General features: G+C 66.4%; 11 protein-coding genes. 7 read left to right on the forward strand and 4 right to left on the reverse strand.

The features are described 5' to 3' along the window. Positions 1-85: 85 nt before the first annotated feature. Entirely contained in the window at positions 86-700 is a 615-nt protein-coding gene (locus NATOC_RS01220) for a hypothetical protein (protein ID WP_015319588.1), read from the reverse strand. A gap of 288 nt (positions 701-988) precedes the next feature. Here NATOC_RS01220 and NATOC_RS01225 point away from each other — a divergent pair, with 288 nt between their 5' ends. The 3 genes from NATOC_RS01225 to NATOC_RS01235 all read left to right on the forward strand — a co-directional run bounded on the left by NATOC_RS01225 (position 989) and on the right by NATOC_RS01235 (position 6,143). Next, complete coding sequence (locus NATOC_RS01225) at positions 989-2,872, forward strand: midas domain-containing protein (RefSeq protein WP_015319589.1); 1,884 nt, start codon at positions 989-991, stop codon at positions 2,870-2,872. 187 nt (positions 2,873-3,059) lie between these two features. Beyond that, on the forward strand, positions 3,060-4,916 hold the full coding sequence (locus NATOC_RS01230) for a hypothetical protein (protein WP_015319590.1): 1,857 nt from the start codon (positions 3,060-3,062) through the stop codon (positions 4,914-4,916). Positions 4,917-5,078: 162 nt separating this feature from the next. Then, the gene (locus tag NATOC_RS01235; RefSeq protein WP_015319591.1) at positions 5,079-6,143 is read left to right on the forward strand and encodes a DUF4352 domain-containing protein; all 1,065 of its coding nucleotides are present in this window, start codon (positions 5,079-5,081) and stop codon (positions 6,141-6,143) included. A gap of 18 nt (positions 6,144-6,161) precedes the next feature. Here NATOC_RS01235 and NATOC_RS22155 read toward each other — a convergent pair whose 3' ends face one another. Further along, on the reverse strand, positions 6,162-6,338 hold the full coding sequence (locus NATOC_RS22155; RefSeq protein WP_015319592.1) for a hypothetical protein: 177 nt from the start codon (positions 6,336-6,338) through the stop codon (positions 6,162-6,164). Positions 6,339-6,442: 104 nt separating this feature from the next. Then, positions 6,443-9,001 carry a bacterio-opsin activator domain-containing protein gene (locus NATOC_RS01240; protein ID WP_015319593.1) on the reverse strand — a complete coding sequence of 853 codons (2,559 nt, stop codon included), beginning with the start codon at positions 8,999-9,001 and terminating at the stop codon, positions 6,443-6,445. Positions 9,002-9,466: 465 nt separating this feature from the next. Here NATOC_RS01240 and NATOC_RS01245 point away from each other — a divergent pair, with 465 nt between their 5' ends. The 4 genes from NATOC_RS01245 to NATOC_RS01260 all read left to right on the forward strand — a co-directional run bounded on the left by NATOC_RS01245 (position 9,467) and on the right by NATOC_RS01260 (position 15,442). Then, positions 9,467-9,919: a hypothetical protein gene (locus tag NATOC_RS01245; protein WP_015319594.1), complete on the forward strand. Its 453-nt coding sequence runs from the start codon at positions 9,467-9,469 to the stop codon at positions 9,917-9,919. 764 nt (positions 9,920-10,683) lie between these two features. Continuing rightward, positions 10,684-12,027 carry a Cdc6/Cdc18 family protein gene (locus NATOC_RS01250; RefSeq protein WP_049888614.1) on the forward strand — a complete coding sequence of 448 codons (1,344 nt, stop codon included), beginning with the start codon at positions 10,684-10,686 and terminating at the stop codon, positions 12,025-12,027. Between the two features lie 489 nt (positions 12,028-12,516). Next, positions 12,517-14,910, forward strand: coding sequence for a S8 family serine peptidase (locus NATOC_RS01255; protein ID WP_015319596.1), 2,394 nt, complete (start codon positions 12,517-12,519; stop codon positions 14,908-14,910). A gap of 211 nt (positions 14,911-15,121) precedes the next feature. Next, on the forward strand, positions 15,122-15,442 hold the full coding sequence (locus NATOC_RS01260) for a hypothetical protein (protein ID WP_174299192.1): 321 nt from the start codon (positions 15,122-15,124) through the stop codon (positions 15,440-15,442). A gap of 30 nt (positions 15,443-15,472) precedes the next feature. Here NATOC_RS01260 and NATOC_RS23240 read toward each other — a convergent pair whose 3' ends face one another. Next, the gene (locus NATOC_RS23240) at positions 15,473-15,643 is read right to left on the reverse strand and encodes a DUF7331 family protein (RefSeq protein ID WP_174299193.1); all 171 of its coding nucleotides are present in this window, start codon (positions 15,641-15,643) and stop codon (positions 15,473-15,475) included. Positions 15,644-15,683 lie beyond the last annotated feature (40 nt).

A 15,683-nucleotide genomic window follows, 5' to 3' on the forward strand; every position in this document is an offset into this window, starting at 1 on the left:
TACGCCAACCACCGGATATTTCGCACGTTCTTTTCTCATTTTGTGATCTGTACGGACGATATCCGCACGAGCCGTGTCTGTTTGGTTACCGTTCGTCGTTCGTCTCGACGACGACGCGAACGTCGTCGCCGTCTTCGAGGACGTAGCGTTCGGGGTCGACCCGTTCGCCGTCGACGGTCGTCGAGACGGTCGTTCCGGGATCGTCCTCGCTGAACGTCTCGCCGTCGACGGCGAGGGAGTCAGCGGAGAGCTCGAACCCCAGCGTTCCCAGCGCGTACTCCAGGGTCACGTCCTCGCAGTGGACGTGCCAGCGTTCGGCGTCGTCGTAAGCGTGGAAGTGGAAACAGCCGTCCCGTTCGATGTACATCGGGTCGTCGAAGTCGACGACTGCCCCGTCGTACTCGAGGTGGATCGCTCCGTGGAGGTGGGTCGGAGCGTCCGGATCGGGCTGCTGGACCGCCGTCGTTTCGGGCGACGTGGCCGACGACAGCGCGAAGATCGCCAGGTACGCCGCAGCGAACAACACCAGCACGACGCCGCCCAGTACGTACAGCTTGCGCGGGCGCGACCGTGACCCCGATCGGCGGGCCACGAGCCGTCGATCGAGCCCCTCGAGCTCGTCCTCGTGGGCGCGCTCGAGGTGGCCCGGATACTCCTCGTCGGGCACCGACCGACCGCAGTACGGACAGGTTCGCGTCATCGGTACACACGCACGCGGCGAGCGCTCATCAACGAGCGACGAACGACGTCGGAGATCGTTCGCTACGCTTCGCGATCGTTCGCCGCCGAGCCGTCCCCGCAGCTTCGGACCGTCGTCGGCGTCGCCTGGAGCGCGGGCACCCCGTCACTCTCGCGCGGAACGCGAGCGGATCGACCCCAAGGCGCGCGAACCGTCCCGTTTCTCCCCGGTATTTCGCCGCCCGTTCTTGAGCGCGCCGGGCGAAGTGCGTGCCGAGCTGCTCGACAGCGCGGAGGAGACGACCAGGAAATGATTCAGGAACTCAGCGTACTCACGGCCATCGGACTCATCGTCCTCGCCGGCGCGATCGGCGCGGGTAGCATCGTCGGCCCCGACGATCACGTCGTCGTCTACACGCTGGACGATGAGCGATGCGACGTGAGCGAACAAACGGACGAAGTCATCGCGTCCGAGACCGACCTCGACGAGCGGGAAAGCGAGAGCCACAGCGACCGGGAGCGCGGTAATCTCGACCACAGCGAGAGCGATAGCGAGCGCGACCTGAGCGAGCGCGACAGCATCAGCGACAGCGAAAGCGACAGGGAGCGCTCCGAAAGCGAGCGCAGCGACCGCGACAGCGCGAGCGAGAGCGACAGCGAGCGCGACCGGGTCGACTCCGAGCTGAACGATCGCGACGAACAGCGCGACAGTTCGAGCGAGCGCGACGTCAGCGAGATCGACGAGAGCGACAGCGATCGTTCCGAACGGACGGTCGACGACACCGACGTCGAGAACGAACGGGACGACCGCGAGCACGAGCGCGACGCCAGCGACGCTTCCGTGAGCGAGCGCGAGAGCGACAGCACGCACAGCGAGCGCGACAGCCGCGACGGGGATAGCACGTACGACGAGGACGAGACGACTCAAAGCGAGTCCGACGAACGCGAGAACGCAAGCGAGAGCGACGCCTCGGAGTCCGAGCGCGACGCCAGTGAGAGCGACGTCGACGCCGACCGCGACGACCGCGAGGAGAGCGAGTCCGAGCGGGGCGACGCGAGCGAGCGCGAGGACGAACGGGCGTCGTCCGCGAGCGAAAGCGCGGAGAGTGAGCGCGACGCTAGTGAGGACGAATCGACCGAGAGCGACGCCGAGCGGGGCGAAAGCGAGCGCGACGAAAGCGAGAGCGCGTCTCAGGAGCGCGAGGAACACGAGCGCAGCGCCGAGACCGACGAGCGGGATCGGACCGACGGCGACGACGACCACGAGCGCTTCGACCGCGCCGAGAGCGAGGACGTCGGCGACCGCACGGCTCGCGACACGATCGACCGCGAGGAGGCCGCGTCGGATCTCGAAGAGAGCGAGCACGAAACGGCGGAACGCACCGCCGACGAGAGCGAGCGCGACGAAAGCGACAGTGAGGAAACCGAGTCGGAGTCCGACCGGGAAGCCGAGGAAGGCACCGAACGGGACGCCGAGCACAGCGAATCTACCGATCGGGGCGCCGAGAGCGAACGTGACGTGAGCGAACGGGATGCCGACGAGAGCGAGTCCGACCGCGAGAGCGCCGCCGCCGACAGTACGGAGAGCGATCGCAGCGTGAGCGAGACGGACAACGACTCCGCCGAGCGCGACCTCGAGACGACCGACAGTGAGGCCGAACGCGACGCGAGCGAGTCCGACGAGCGCGAGCACGCCAGCTCGAGCAGCGAGGCCGAGCGCGACGGCAGCACCGCCATCGACGAGCTCGACGAGAGCGAGCGCGACCGCAGCGAGGACGTCGCCTCCGAGCGCGAGTCCGACCGCGAGCGCGACGGCGGCACTGACGAGCGCTACCAGTCCGAGTCCGCCAGCGACTCCGAGAGCGAACGGGACAGCGCTCACGACTCGAGCGACCGCGAGGAACGCGAGAGCGAACGGGACAGCGCCGCGGAGAGCGAGCGCGAAGAAAGCGAGCGCGACAGCGATCTCGACACGCGCGAGATCACCCGCACCGACAGCGACCGCGACACCGACTCGCGGACGTCACAGAGCGAGCGCGAGGACACGACTCGCGAACAACAGTCCGACGAGGACTGCGAGACGGTCTCCGAACGCCTGCTCGTGACCGACGACAGCTACGACGAGCTGCGGGCCAAGGGAGCGATCGAGGAGAACGACGACGGGACGTTCGACGTCGACGTCTCCAAGCTCTGAACTCCCGTCTCTGCGAACTCGTTTTTCGTCGGCAGCTCGCGATCGCTCGAGTGCGACCGCGCCGGTCCGATCCGAAACGGCGTCGATCGGTCCGATCCTTCGTCGCCCTTCGTCGCCGGTTTTTGTAGCCGTTGCGCGGACGTTCGGCTAGCCTAGTGGGCAACCCGTAGAACAGCTAGGTACACAGATGAGTCGAAAAATCATTGTTATCACAGTCGTCGGACTTCTCGTCCTGGCCGGTGCGATCGGTGCAGGTGGCGTCCTCGGCGGCGACGCCGACCCGGCCGCACTCAGCGTCCAGGATACCGACCGGTGTGATTCGAGCGAACACGACGAGGAGGACAGCAGCTCCGTCGACGAGGTCGACGAGAGCGAGAGTGACAGCGAGAGCGAGTCCGATCGCTCCAGTAGCGACGCGAGCGAGAGCGATAGTACGCGGGACGTCTCCGAGCGCGACAGCTCGAGCGACAGCGACAGCGAGCGCGAACTGAGCGACAGCGAGGAGAGCGACAGCGACAGTTCGAGCGACAGCTCGAGCGACAGCGAGGAGAGTGACTCCGAGCTGAACGACCGCGACGAGCAGCGCGACAGCTCGAGTGAGCGCGAGGAAAGCGAGATCGACGAGAGCGAGCGCGACGTCAGCGAGAACGAGATCGACGACACCGACGTCGAGAACGTCCAGGACGACCGCGACAGCGAGCGCGACGCCAGCGACGCCTCCGATAGCGAGAGCGAGAGCGAGAGCACGCACAGCGAGCGCGAGAGTTCCAACAACGACAGTAGCCTCGACGAAACGGAGGTCACGGCAAGCGACAGCGACGAACGCAGCAGCTCGAGCGACAGCGAGGAAAGCGAGAGCGAGCGCGACAGCTCCGACCGCGACGTCGACAACGACAGCCTCGACCGCGAGGAGAGCGAGCGCGACGCCAGCGACGAGAGCGACAGCGAGCGCGACAGCGCCTCGAGCTCCCTCGACAGTGAAGAGAGCGAGCGCGACGCCAGCGACAGCGAATCCACGGAACGCGACAGCTCGAGCGACGAGAGCGACTCCGAGCTGATCGAGAGCGACGAGAGCGAGTTCGAGGAAAGCGAGAGCGACGCCGAGCACGACGAACGCGACCTCGTCGAACGCAACGGCGCGGACCGTGACAGCTTTGACGTCATCGATAGCGAGAGCGACAGCGAGGAGAGCGAGTCCAGCTCGAGCGAGCGCGAGGAGAGCGCCAGCGACAGCGAGTCGACCGACAGCGAGTCGACCGACGTCGCGAGCGACGAGAGCGAGCGCGAGGAAAGCGAACTCGACGACCGCGAGAGCGCAAGCGAGCTCGACAGCGCCGCCAGCGAGGAGAGCGAGCGCGAGGAAAGCGAGTCCAGCGATCAGGGCTCCGAGAGCGAATCCGACGAGAGCGAGCGCGACGCCAGCGAGAGCGCGAGCGAGCACGACAGCGCCGCGAGCAGCAGCGACGAGAGCGACCGCAGCGTGAGCGAGACGGACAACGACAACGCCGAGAGCGAACTCGAGACGTCCGACAGCGACGCCGACCGTGAATCGAGCGAATCCGACGAGAGCGAGCGCAGCAGCTCCAGTCTCACCACCGAGCGCGACGGCAGCACCCACACCGTCGACAACGATCTGAGCGAGAGCGACCGCAGCGAGAGCTCCGAGTCCGAACTCGACACCGAAAGCGAGAGCGACACCGGGCTCGACGAGATCGAACGCTCCAGCTCCGACAGCGAGCACAGCTCCGAAAGCGAGAGCGACTCGAGCGCCAGCGACCGGACCGAAAGCGAGAGCGACTCCGAGAGCGACTCCGAGAGCGAGCTCGATGAAAGCGAGAGCGATTCCGAGAGCGACGAGAGCGAGACCACCAGAAGCAGCAGCGACGTCGATAGCGACCGCGAGAGTTCCCAGTCGACGACCGAGGAGTCGAGCTCCTCCTCGAGCTCCGAGGACGACTGTGACACCTTCGGCACGGGTCTCAACTCCACGATGCTCCCGGCGACGGGTACCGTGGCGACGCTCGCGGCTGTCGAAGCGAACTGACCGTCCCGAACGGACGAACCGACCCAGCGGCCTTTTTGCGCGTCGATCCGACCGGCGGCCGATCGTCCGCGCCGAGAACCGGGTCCGACGGCGACGGTTCGACCCGATCCGCCCCCATCGTTCACCGACCCTATAGGCTCCCTGCCATCGTCCGTTCGGGCGATGAAACGACGGACGTTCGTCGGCGTCGCCGGTATGGGAGTCCTCGGGGTCGCGGGCTGTACCCACAGCAGGACGGAGCCGGAGGCCGACGGAAGCGAGGACGGCTCGACCGCGAGCGAGCCCAGCGGCGCGGACGACGGCGGTGACGAGAACGGCGCCGATGACGACGGTAACGAGGACGCGGCGGACAAAGCGTCCGAGACGATCGCCGTCGGCGAACTCGTCGGCGACGAGCTGGAGTTCGTCGTCAGCGACGTCGATCGACGACGCTCGTTCGCGGGGCTCGTCCCCGAAGACGACGGCTCCCTCCACGACGACGACGAACGCGGCCAGGCGAGCGCGGACGCGGCGTTCGTGGTCGTCGAGTTCGCCGTCAGGAACGCCAGCGACGAGTTCGTGTCGACGGCCGACGTCCTTGAACCGGTACTCGAGGACGACGCCGAACGCACGCACTCCGGGGTTCGCTCGGTCAGCGAGCAGATGCTCGCGGACGGCGTCCTCGCTCCCGGAGAGGTCGAGCGCGGGGAAGTTGCCTACGAGCTATCCCGGGACCGGTCGGGCTCGTCGCTAACCCTCGAGGCCGGAGCGACGGCACTCGGCGAGGACCTCGTCGTCGACCTCGAGCGCGAGGCCGACGAGGTCGCGACACTCGAACAGGAGCTCCGAGTCCCGATCCGTGAGTTCGGGGCCGCGATCGAGCGCGACGGGCTCGATATCGGCGTCGATCGGCTGGGGACGGGCAACGATCTCGGCTCGTTCTTCGAGCCCGAGCCGGACCACGAGTACGTCGTCGTCGGGCTCACCGTGACTAACGAGGCCGGTGAAGACAGGGAGTTCTCGCTCGGCGACCGCAGCCGGCTGAAGGACGGCGTCGGCCGGAGCTATCCGGCGGACCCCGACGCGCTGTCGTCGCTCGAACGGTTCGACGACTCGGTGTCGCTCGCGGACGGCGATCGGTACGAGGGGTCGATCGCCTACCACGTCGAGCGCGATCGGGAGGAGCTGTACTGGTTGCTCGAGCCGCCGTCGTGGACGGACGAGAAGGAGTTCTGGCGGATTCGGTAGATGGCGGGACGGCGAAAACTACAGCCGGGGCGCGTTCGCTCGGCGCCCTTCGGTACCGTCGTCCTCGTAGGTCGCCATCATCAGTCCCACGACCTCCGGGTTCGACGGCTCGTAGCCGAGTCGCTCCTCCATTCGGTGTTTGATCTCCTCGAATCGGTCGCTCTTCGATCCGTACAGTTTGATGTGTGAGGTCATTGCTTCTCCTCCGATCGTTCGGCCGGACGCCCCGTCCGGACGGGGTTTCCCGTACGGCCGACTGCAGTGTGTGGAAACGACCCGAACGGCAAAGAACGGGCGACCTACGTGGTGGAACCTTCCCCACCCGACGCCCTTCGGTACCCGTGGGCAAACAGGATCGCCAGGAGCTTTCGCTGTGCGGCATGGAGGTGGTGGTTGAACGTCGGCTGGGCGATATCGAGCATAGCCGCGACCTCGACCCCGCTGCTCTCGCGGGGGGTCTCGAAGTAGCCGCTGGCGTAGGCGGTTCGCAGGACCTCGTACTGGCGGTCGGTGAGTTGTTGCTCGACCGCAACGAGGAACTCGAACCGCGTCCGCGGTCGCCGGTCGCCGTGTTGGCGACGGACGAGCGTCGCCCCGGGATAGGTCGTGGTGATTCCGTCGACGAGCCGCCGGACGTCCGCGTCACCCGGGAGCTCGACGACGAGGGTCGCGCCGTCCGGATCGCTCTCCAGCGACCGAGCGACGGCACCGTACTCGAGCAGCCGCGAGACGATGCTGTCGGGCGTGAACAGACACGCGAACAACCCCGTCCCGTCGCGCTCGGTGACGAACGTCGTCCCGTTTGTCTCGGGCGCCCGACTCGCGAGCTCGAGGACTCGATCGACGGCAACCCCCTCGACCGTGAACAGCCCGCGGATCGAGCCGTCGCTGCGCGCGAAGGCGCCCTCGAGAGCGATCCGGCCGTCGGTCGCGGCGGCCCACCGGACGAACGACGGCTCCGTCCCGCGGAGCCGAAACTCCAGTTCGACGATCTCGGTCGTCTCGAGCTGTGCGTGCGCGAGTTCGAGCGTGTGGAGCGCGCGTCCGAGACGGTTGCCGATCGCCGCCAGCGCACGACGCTCGGCAGCGCCGAACGCGTCGTGTCGGTCGGCGTAGACCGTCAGCCCGCCATACTGGAGTGCATCGGAGTCGATGGGAACGCTTACCACCGACCGATAGCCGCGTCTGGCAGCCTCGCGGCGCCACCGTCCGGGACGGTCGTCCGAGAGCAGGCGCTCGAGGCTCTGTGGGGCTCCCGTCCGGACCGCGGCAGCCGTCGGCTCCTGGTCGTCGGTCGGCGCCGTCAGGTCGATCGCGACGCTGTTGAGGTAGCTGCGTTCGGCGCCCGCCCACGCGCGTGGCTCGATCGTTTCTCCGACCTCGTCGTACGCGCCGAGCCAGGCGAACGTGATCCGCTCGTGGCCGACCAGACGATCACACGTCATCGTCTCGAGGTCGGCCCGCGAGCCAGCCGCGTCGATCGCGCTATCGATCCGTCGGTCGAGGTCCGCGAGCGCTTCGAGGCGATCGAGTCGGACTGCCTGCGCGTCGATCGCCTCGTCACGGACTGTCAGTCGCCGCTCGCGCTCGCGGCGATCCAGCGCCGTGCGAACGAGCGCTGCGGCGACTGTGAGCTCCCCATCCGCACGCGCGGGCCGTCCGTCGATCGCGGCGAGGACGGCCCCGTGCTCTCCCAGCGGGAAGACGACGCCGCGAGCGTCGCCCGTCGAACCCGCTGCCGACGGCTCCGGACCCAGCTCCGCGACGGATGTCGCCTCTCGATCGACGAACGCCTGCCAGATCGCTCCCGCCTCGAGCGTTGGCGCCGGCTCCGGGCCGTCCCGGTCGCCGAACGTGCCGGCCCGAGCGGTACGCCGGAGCGCGTCCTCGTGGTCGTCGTACAGGTAGATCGCCGCGGCCGCGACCCCTTCGAGATCGGCGACGACGTCGACGGCTCGCCGGGACGCCTCCCGGATCGTCCCGGCGTCCTGGAGTGTTTCGGAGAGCGCTCGAAGGCCGCGACACGACGTCCTCGGTCGGTCGTGATCGTCGCCGATCCCGCGCTGGCGGCGGAGAGTTCGTTCGAGCGGGGCTGTTCGTCGGTCGGTGCCAGTGAGATCGAGCAGACGACATAGATACGTCCCCGGTTCGACTGCGGTCACCGACCGCTGGACCGGGACGAGCCGCCCGTTGGCCCGCTCGCCGAGCGCGTCGTCGACCGCCGAGCCGCGGCGCCTGACGGTCTCGCGTACCGCGTCGGTCGCCCCGGTGCCGCGATCGGTCGGGAACAGCTTTGCCCACCGCTTGCCGACCAGCGCGTCCGGCTCCGTCCCGTAGAGGTCAGCGAACAGCTCGCTGGCGTCGATTGCGCGCAGATCGCCGTCGAACAGACAGCTCCCGCCCGCGGTCGGAAGCGCGTCCTCGGCGTCCTCGTCGATCGGGACGATACCGGACCCAGTCCCGTCGACGATCGACACGAGACGGGACGTGAGTTGCTCGATGTTCTCACCGTCGGCCTTTCGGAGGACGTCGGTCGCCCCCGCAGCTCGCGCCCGCCGAACGAGTTCGCGTCGCGGCGAGCGAGCGAGTACCACGGTCGGAATCTCGGGCCATCGGTTCCTCACTGCCTCGAGAAGCTCGACGCCGTCCCGTCCCGGGAGCTCGGCGTCAGTTACGAGACAGTCGAACTCGCCGTCGGCAAGTCGTCCGAGCGCGTCGCTCGCCCGGGTCACCGTCGTCACCGTGATCTCCTGGGTCGCCTCGAGCGCGTCCGCTGTCGCAGCGGCCGTCTCGCGATCCGGATCGACGTAGAGTATCCGGACGCGTCGGCTCGACTGCGGGCTCGTGTGCGGTACCATTGTTCGTTTTCGTCGTGCGAGCGCTCCTCGCTCGAGGACTCTCGGAGCGATCGGCCGTCCGCGAGAACGGGTTGGCGCTCCCAGCGGAGAGGGTCGATCCGCGGACGCTGGCTCGATCCAGAACCGTCCTGAACCCCGCCGGAGCGGGGTCTGTGCTAGACGTGAGTTTCACCGGTAGCCTCGAGAAAGGACAGCCTTCGATCGTTGAACGAGCGAACCGACGTGGCTAGCCCGGCTGCCACCGCCGAAAACCGGTGGTTCCGGCTGCCACCGTCGAAAACCGATCGTCGAATCCGTGTCGATCGACGTGGAGGAGCCGTTCGGAGGTCGCGCCGATCGCTATCGTCGTCGACGGCTACCGACGTACGTGCCGTACTACTGGTCGATGGCGCCACTGGCGAGGGGCTACTCATTCAGTTACCTCGTTTTCCCGTCCTCGGCGCTACTACCGAGTGGAGCCCGACGATGACGACAGATCGTTCCACCGACGGGGACCGTGACATCGAGACGAACCAGCTCCCCGCTGCAATCGCCGCGACGATTCGAGAGTTCACCGAGTTACGAGCCGTCAGCGCGAGGCGTTCGGATGGCGTTACGGTTCTGGTCGAACCTGCCGACCAACCGTCGGCGCTCGACGGAGACGTGCTCCGTCTCGAGGGCGCCGTTTCGCTTTCGGAACCTGCGCCCGGCCTCGTCCTTCTCTGTTCCGTCGGCGCGCTCTCGACTTTCCGGGACGAATCGGCGGTACGTTCGCGCTCGGCGTTCGCTTCGTCGGTTCAGTGGCTGGTCTCCGAGGCGTGTCGAAACGGCGTCGACGTCCGCGGTAGCTGGTCGCTGCGGACCGAGGAGACGTTCCCCGACTTCGAGGTCGAGATCCTCGAGGTCGAGAAACCGATCCGAAGGGACGAGTCCTCATGACACCCTCCAGTCTATGATACACAGAAGATATGAATGATGGTAATAATACAATAATTGTGGTGTTAGTATATTATATATATATATATATATATATATATATATGTGTGTGTGTGTGTGTGTGTGTGGGTGGGTGTGTGTGCGTCCGCCTTTGTGTGTGTTTGTATTAGCATATTAATGAGTTCCTGGAGGGGGTGTTACATGATTTCGGACGACGCGGCTCCGCTACTGGTTGCCGCTAGGGGTGGGGTTCACACACACCTTTTTCGAAGTGAAATCCCCCTCGCAAGGTCTAGGGAGTCTACCCTCACACCCCTTTTTCGAAATGAAATCTTTCCGTAGAGCACGGAGACGCCGATTCAGGGCCTGGAGAGTCACAGAGACGCCTGTTGTGCGTATCACTTCTCGAATTCATTTCGATCGTGCCGGCTCGAGCAACCGATTCTGAGTCGACACTGGTTGCTCAACGGAAAATCGAGCGGTTCCCCGCTCCCTCTTCGCCGGTTTCATTTCGATAACGGTGTGTGGGTGCTAGAGCCACCGATTTCATTTCGACGATGGTGCCTTCATTTCGACGCCGGTAACTCGCCCGATTTTTCATCTCGATGACGGTGTTCTCATCTCGACGGTGGTGCGCTCACTTCGATACCGGTTCCGAACCGTATCATTTCGAAATGGGTGTCTTCATTTCGGTGATGGTGGCTTCAATTCGATCACAGCACCTTCTCTTCGAAATCGGTATTAGCGGCCAGCGTACATCACAAGCCGTGAATCACAATCCATCAGAGACACTCGGGACGAACGATGATGGATCAGACTCCGAGCCCTCTATCGTCGACGATATTCTCGACGGCGAACGAAAAACCGTCTTCGAGGACAAACAGCTCGTCGACTCGAATACGATCGTCGATCACAACCGGATCTACGGTCGCGACGAACAGCTCGCGGCCGAGGCCCGTGCGTTCCGCGATACGCTCGACGGTGAGCGTCCGCCGGATCTCCTCCTCTACGGACCGAGCGGAACCGGAAAGACCCTCACCGTGAAAGCAGTTGCCGAGAAAGTCAAAGACCGGGCCCTCCAGAACAGCATCGACTTCGATTTCGTCGCGGTCAACTTCAAGACGATGGAGTCACACTCGCTGGATCGGGCCGTCTGGAAGCTTGGCTACCAAACCGCCGAAAAGGCCGGCGTCGCATGGGACATTCCGCGAAAAGGGGTCTCTACCGACGCGAAGTACGTCCGTCTGTACGAAATCGTCGATCGCCACTTCGACGCGCTCGTGTTCATCCTCGACGAGATCGATACCCTCACCGGTCACGCCGGTGCCGACGAACCCGCGTACTCGCGATTGCTGTACAGCCTGAGCCGAGTCATGGCCGAGCAGCACGTCGATACGCTCGTCTCGACGGTCGTTATCACGAACCATCCGAAGTTCCGTGAAAATCTCGACAGCCGGACCGACAGCTCGTACAACCCCACTGGGATCCACTTCTCCGACTACGACGCGAACGAACTCATCGAGATCCTCAACCGCCGGCGTGACGCGTTCAAGGACGGTGCACTCGACGAGGGGGTCGTCGAACTCGTCGCCGCGTACGGCGCGAAAAACGAGGGCGACGCGCGACGAGCGATCGATCTGCTCCGCGACGCCGGAGAGATCGCGAACAGGAACGGAGAGACGGTCGTCACCGAACAGCACGTCCACGCCGCAAACGACTCGGTCGTCAAGAACCGGGTCCTGGAGATCGTCGGCGGAATGTCCCTCCAGAAGAAACTCTCCCTGTACGCCGCGGCCATCGTCGCGGACGTAAGCGACGGTACGGCGCCGAGTCCGGCGGTCTATACGTTGTATCGAGAGATCTGCCAACGGTCCGATCGCGACGTCTACACCCAGGAGACCGTCAACAGCCACATCAACAAAGCGGGAACGTACGGCGTCCTCGAAAGCGAGCGAACGAGCGACGGCTTCAAAAGCGGCGTCCATCTCGTGTTCGCGTTTACCGAACCCGTCGACGCGGTTATCGAGACGCTCGAGGAGGACGACGTCTTCGACGACATCGAACTGGCTACCGTACGGTCGATCGCGCGTCGAGCGCTTCGCAACACCTGATCTGCCCGAAGCCACTACTCAGCGGAACCAATGGTGACGAGACGCCAGCAGATCGTGCTCTGCTCTCGGGTATTCGATAGGAATAGCCCCGACCTGAGGACGAAGCTATTCAAACAGCTACCATCGCCTTGTAGATCGCTCCAAATGCACCGAATAGCGACGAATCGGGTCGGACGACGAAGAAACGACGACGATCGCTCCGCGCGAGACGACCCGTCGGATCGGCCGGCGAACCGATTGTCGGAGCGACCGATGGAGACCAGCGACCATGAACCGATCGAACCAAGCGACGCGTCGGCTTCGCGACCGCCGCTCGGGAACCATCTCAGGCGTTCGTGTCCCTACGGGCGTCGATAGTCTTGAACGGCACGGTTCGAACGTCGACCGTCGGTATCGCTGCGGTTCCGTGGCCTCCTGGAACCGTCTCCGCTTCCACTCCACTAAACGATGAACCTCACAAGCTTCTCTCGTCGGGATGTCCTCACAACGATGGCTAGTACCTCGGTCGCCGCTACCGGTCTCGGTGCAGTCGACGAGGACGACGCCGACGACTGCCACCGGTACGTCGTCGGAACGTCGCCCAACGCCACGACCAGATCGATCTCGAGTGACGCCGTCGCGGTCCACCGAACGTTCTCGTTCGGATCGACCGGCGGTGCGACGGTCTGTACGTGTACCGACGGCGTGGCTGCCGAGTACGAGACCCGAAGCGACGTGCGGTACGTCGTGCCCGACCACCGCCGACACGCGATCGGTCCCGCTGCCGTCGCGAGCGAGCGCTCGAGCGCCACCTTCGAGCCCGTCCCCGGGGAGGATCAGGTCGTCCCCTGGGGGATCGAACGCCTCGGCGTCGACTCGCTGCCGGACGACTCGAGCGGCGACGCGACCGTCGCCGTCCTCGACACCGGGATCGACCCCGACCACGAGAGTCTCGCGGTCGACGACGGCGTTTCGTTCGTCGACTGCGAGGACGGCTGTGACGACGACTGGGACGACGACGGCGTCCACGGCACCCACATCGCCGGAACCGCCGCGGCCGTCGACAACGACGTCGGCGTCGTCGGCGTCACGCCGACCGCGGAGCTGTGTGCGGTCAGGGTCCTCGACGGCGACGGCGGCGGACACGACTCCGAGATCGCCGCGGCCATCGAGTGGTGTGCCGACGAGGGGATCGACGTCCTCACGCTGAGCCTGGGCGGCCCCGAGCCCGGCCCGATCCTCGAGGACGCAATCGAGTACGCCTACGGGAACGGCGTCCTCGTCTTCGCGGCCGCCGGCAACGCGGGTCCGGACGGGGATACTGTCGACTACCCGGCCGCCTACGACGCCTGTATCGCGGTCGGTGCGACGGACCTTCGCGACGAGGTCGCCGACTTCTCCGCACGCGGGGAGGGTCTCGAACTCGTTGCTCCTGGCGTCGACGTCGTTTCGACGTCACCCGGCGACGAGTACGAGACGATGGACGGGACATCGATGGCCGTCCCTCACGTCGCGGGGCTGGCGGCACGGCTGCGCGACGCGGGGGTCCCCCACGCCGCGGACACCGACGACGCCGACGATCCGGGCGGCGTGCGCGGAATCCTCCGCGAGACTGCCCGCGACCTGGACACAGACGAACATGCACAGGGGTACGGGCTGATCGACGCCGCGAGCGCGCTCGACGCCGTCGAGGCGATCGTCACGGAGGAGGCGACCGCGGTGCGGGCCTCACGGGCGACGCTCGAGGGATCGCTGCGCACGCCCGCGGACGGCGACTCGGCTGCGGCGTTCTTCGAGTGGCGGCCGGCCGACGGGGACGGCTGGTCGGCGACCGACCCCGAGACGGTCTCCGAGGGAGAATCGTTCGCAGCGACCGTCGACGGCCTCGATCCCGAGACTGCCTACGAGTTCCGGGCCGTCCTCGACTCCGACGAGGACGAGGAGACGGGAGCGATCGCGACGTTCGCGACCGGAGCCGACGAGCTGGCAGTCGAGACGGGGGACGTGAGCGCCGTCGACCACGAGTCGCTGCGGTGTGTCGGCGAGCTCGAGGGGCTCGCCGACGAGGCCGTCGAGGTCGGTTTCGAGTGGCGCGAGGCCGGCGACGACTCGTGGACGGCGACCGACGACGCGGAACGGGAGGGGATCGGCGAGTTCGAGGACGACGTCTCCGGACTCGAGGCCGAGACCGCCTACGAGGTCCGGGCCGTCGCGGCGGGCGACGGCGAGACCGCGACGGGCGAGGCTCTCTCGATCGAGACCGATCCGGAACCCGGGGTCCCCGAGATCGAGCGCCTCGAGGCCTCGGACGACAGCTCCCAGCAGTTCGTCAGCGCGTCGGTCGAGTGGACGGTCACCGATCGGGACGGCGACCTCGCGGAGCTCACCTCCGAGCTGCGCTACGCCGACGAGACGACGGTTCTACATGGCGTCACTTCGGAGCTCGAGGACGGCGAGGAAAGCGGGAGCCACGCGCTCAGAAACACGGATCGGGTCGAAGGAGCCGGCGAGGAGTACGAGGTTACGATAACGGCGAGCGATCGTGAGGGGAACGTCGTCGACGCGAGCGAGCGACTCGTCCTCGACGAGCGCTCTCCTGCGCCGTCGATCGACACGTTCGAGGTCGAGCAGACGGAGTTTCTGGGGACCCCGAGCGCCGTCGTCGAGTGGGGAGTCTCGGACGAGGGTGGCGAACTCCGGGAGCTCGAACTCGAGTTACGTCTCGTGGACGGCGACGACCCTCTCGACGACGCCTCACCGATGGTTCGTGGCGAGGAAGCGACCGGCGAGCGGCGGCTCACCGGGGACGACGACGAGCGCGGGGAGTACGAGGTGGTAATCTCCGTCGCCGACTACTTCGGACAGACGACGACCGAGACCGAGCGGGTGACCCTCGGGGAGTGAACGGCTCCCGGTCGGGGACCGACGTCTATCGGCTCGTTCGGACGAGCGACCTCGGTGTGGCACTGAAACGGCCAGCACTCGTAGAGCGACCGATGATCGGGTCCGACGTAGCGATCGAGACGGCAGTGATGGCGAACGGAGCGGTGCCGACGGCGTTCCGAACTGGACGGCATCGGCTGTGTCCGACCACTGGGTGGGGAGGTGGTCCTTCGTGAGCGCAGACGGTCCGCTCGAGGACGGGAGCACCGACCCGGCCCTCGAGACATCGACCCGGGTCGAGTGGTCCGGGGCGGACGCGACCGATCCGTCGCTCTCCCGGGGCGGAACCGCTGCGTCGAGCGAGCCACCGACGGGGTCGCGGAACCTCGGCGGGCGCTGTCCTCGTTGCCGGGAACGCCTCGAGAGTCGCCTGCGGGCGCGGTACGACGACGAGCTGACCGCCCGGCTCGTCCTCGTCGGGTACTGTCGGAACTGTACCTACCACGCCGAGAGCACGCGACTCGGATTCGAGATGCGCGAAGTGCGCCTCTGAGCGCGGGACGCGGTGTCCGAGCCACCCGTCTCATTCGACGTCGGCGAGCGCCAGGGCGTACGTCGAGCTGATCCACGCTTCCGAACGGTGCTCGTCGTAGATGACGGTTTCTTCGTCCTCGGTACGGTACGTCCCGATTGCGGCGGACGGACCGGGGAGCTCCGGATCGGGATCGGCGGATGCGGGATCGGACGGTGACATGGGATTCGACTCCTCGTTTCGCACTCGAACCAACGCGACT

Source organism: Natronococcus occultus SP4 (assembly GCF_000328685.1).
GTDB classification, from domain to species: domain Archaea; phylum Halobacteriota; class Halobacteria; order Halobacteriales; family Natrialbaceae; genus Natronococcus; species Natronococcus occultus.

Coding starts and splice junctions, on each gene's coding strand:
- NATOC_RS01220 (WP_015319588.1), bottom strand. CDS start 700: ATGACGCGAACCTGTCCGTACTGCGGTCGGTCGGTGCCCGACGAGGAG.
- NATOC_RS01225 (WP_015319589.1), top strand. CDS start 989: ATGATTCAGGAACTCAGCGTACTCACGGCCATCGGACTCATCGTCCTC.
- NATOC_RS01230 (WP_015319590.1), top strand. CDS start 3,060: ATGAGTCGAAAAATCATTGTTATCACAGTCGTCGGACTTCTCGTCCTG.
- NATOC_RS01235 (WP_015319591.1), top strand. CDS start 5,079: ATGAAACGACGGACGTTCGTCGGCGTCGCCGGTATGGGAGTCCTCGGG.
- NATOC_RS22155 (WP_015319592.1), bottom strand. CDS start 6,338: ATGACCTCACACATCAAACTGTACGGATCGAAGAGCGACCGATTCGAG.
- NATOC_RS01240 (WP_015319593.1), bottom strand. CDS start 9,001: ATGGTACCGCACACGAGCCCGCAGTCGAGCCGACGCGTCCGGATACTC.
- NATOC_RS01245 (WP_015319594.1), top strand. CDS start 9,467: ATGACGACAGATCGTTCCACCGACGGGGACCGTGACATCGAGACGAAC.
- NATOC_RS01255 (WP_015319596.1), top strand. CDS start 12,517: ATGGCTAGTACCTCGGTCGCCGCTACCGGTCTCGGTGCAGTCGACGAG.
- NATOC_RS23240 (WP_174299193.1), bottom strand. CDS start 15,643: ATGTCACCGTCCGATCCCGCATCCGCCGATCCCGATCCGGAGCTCCCC.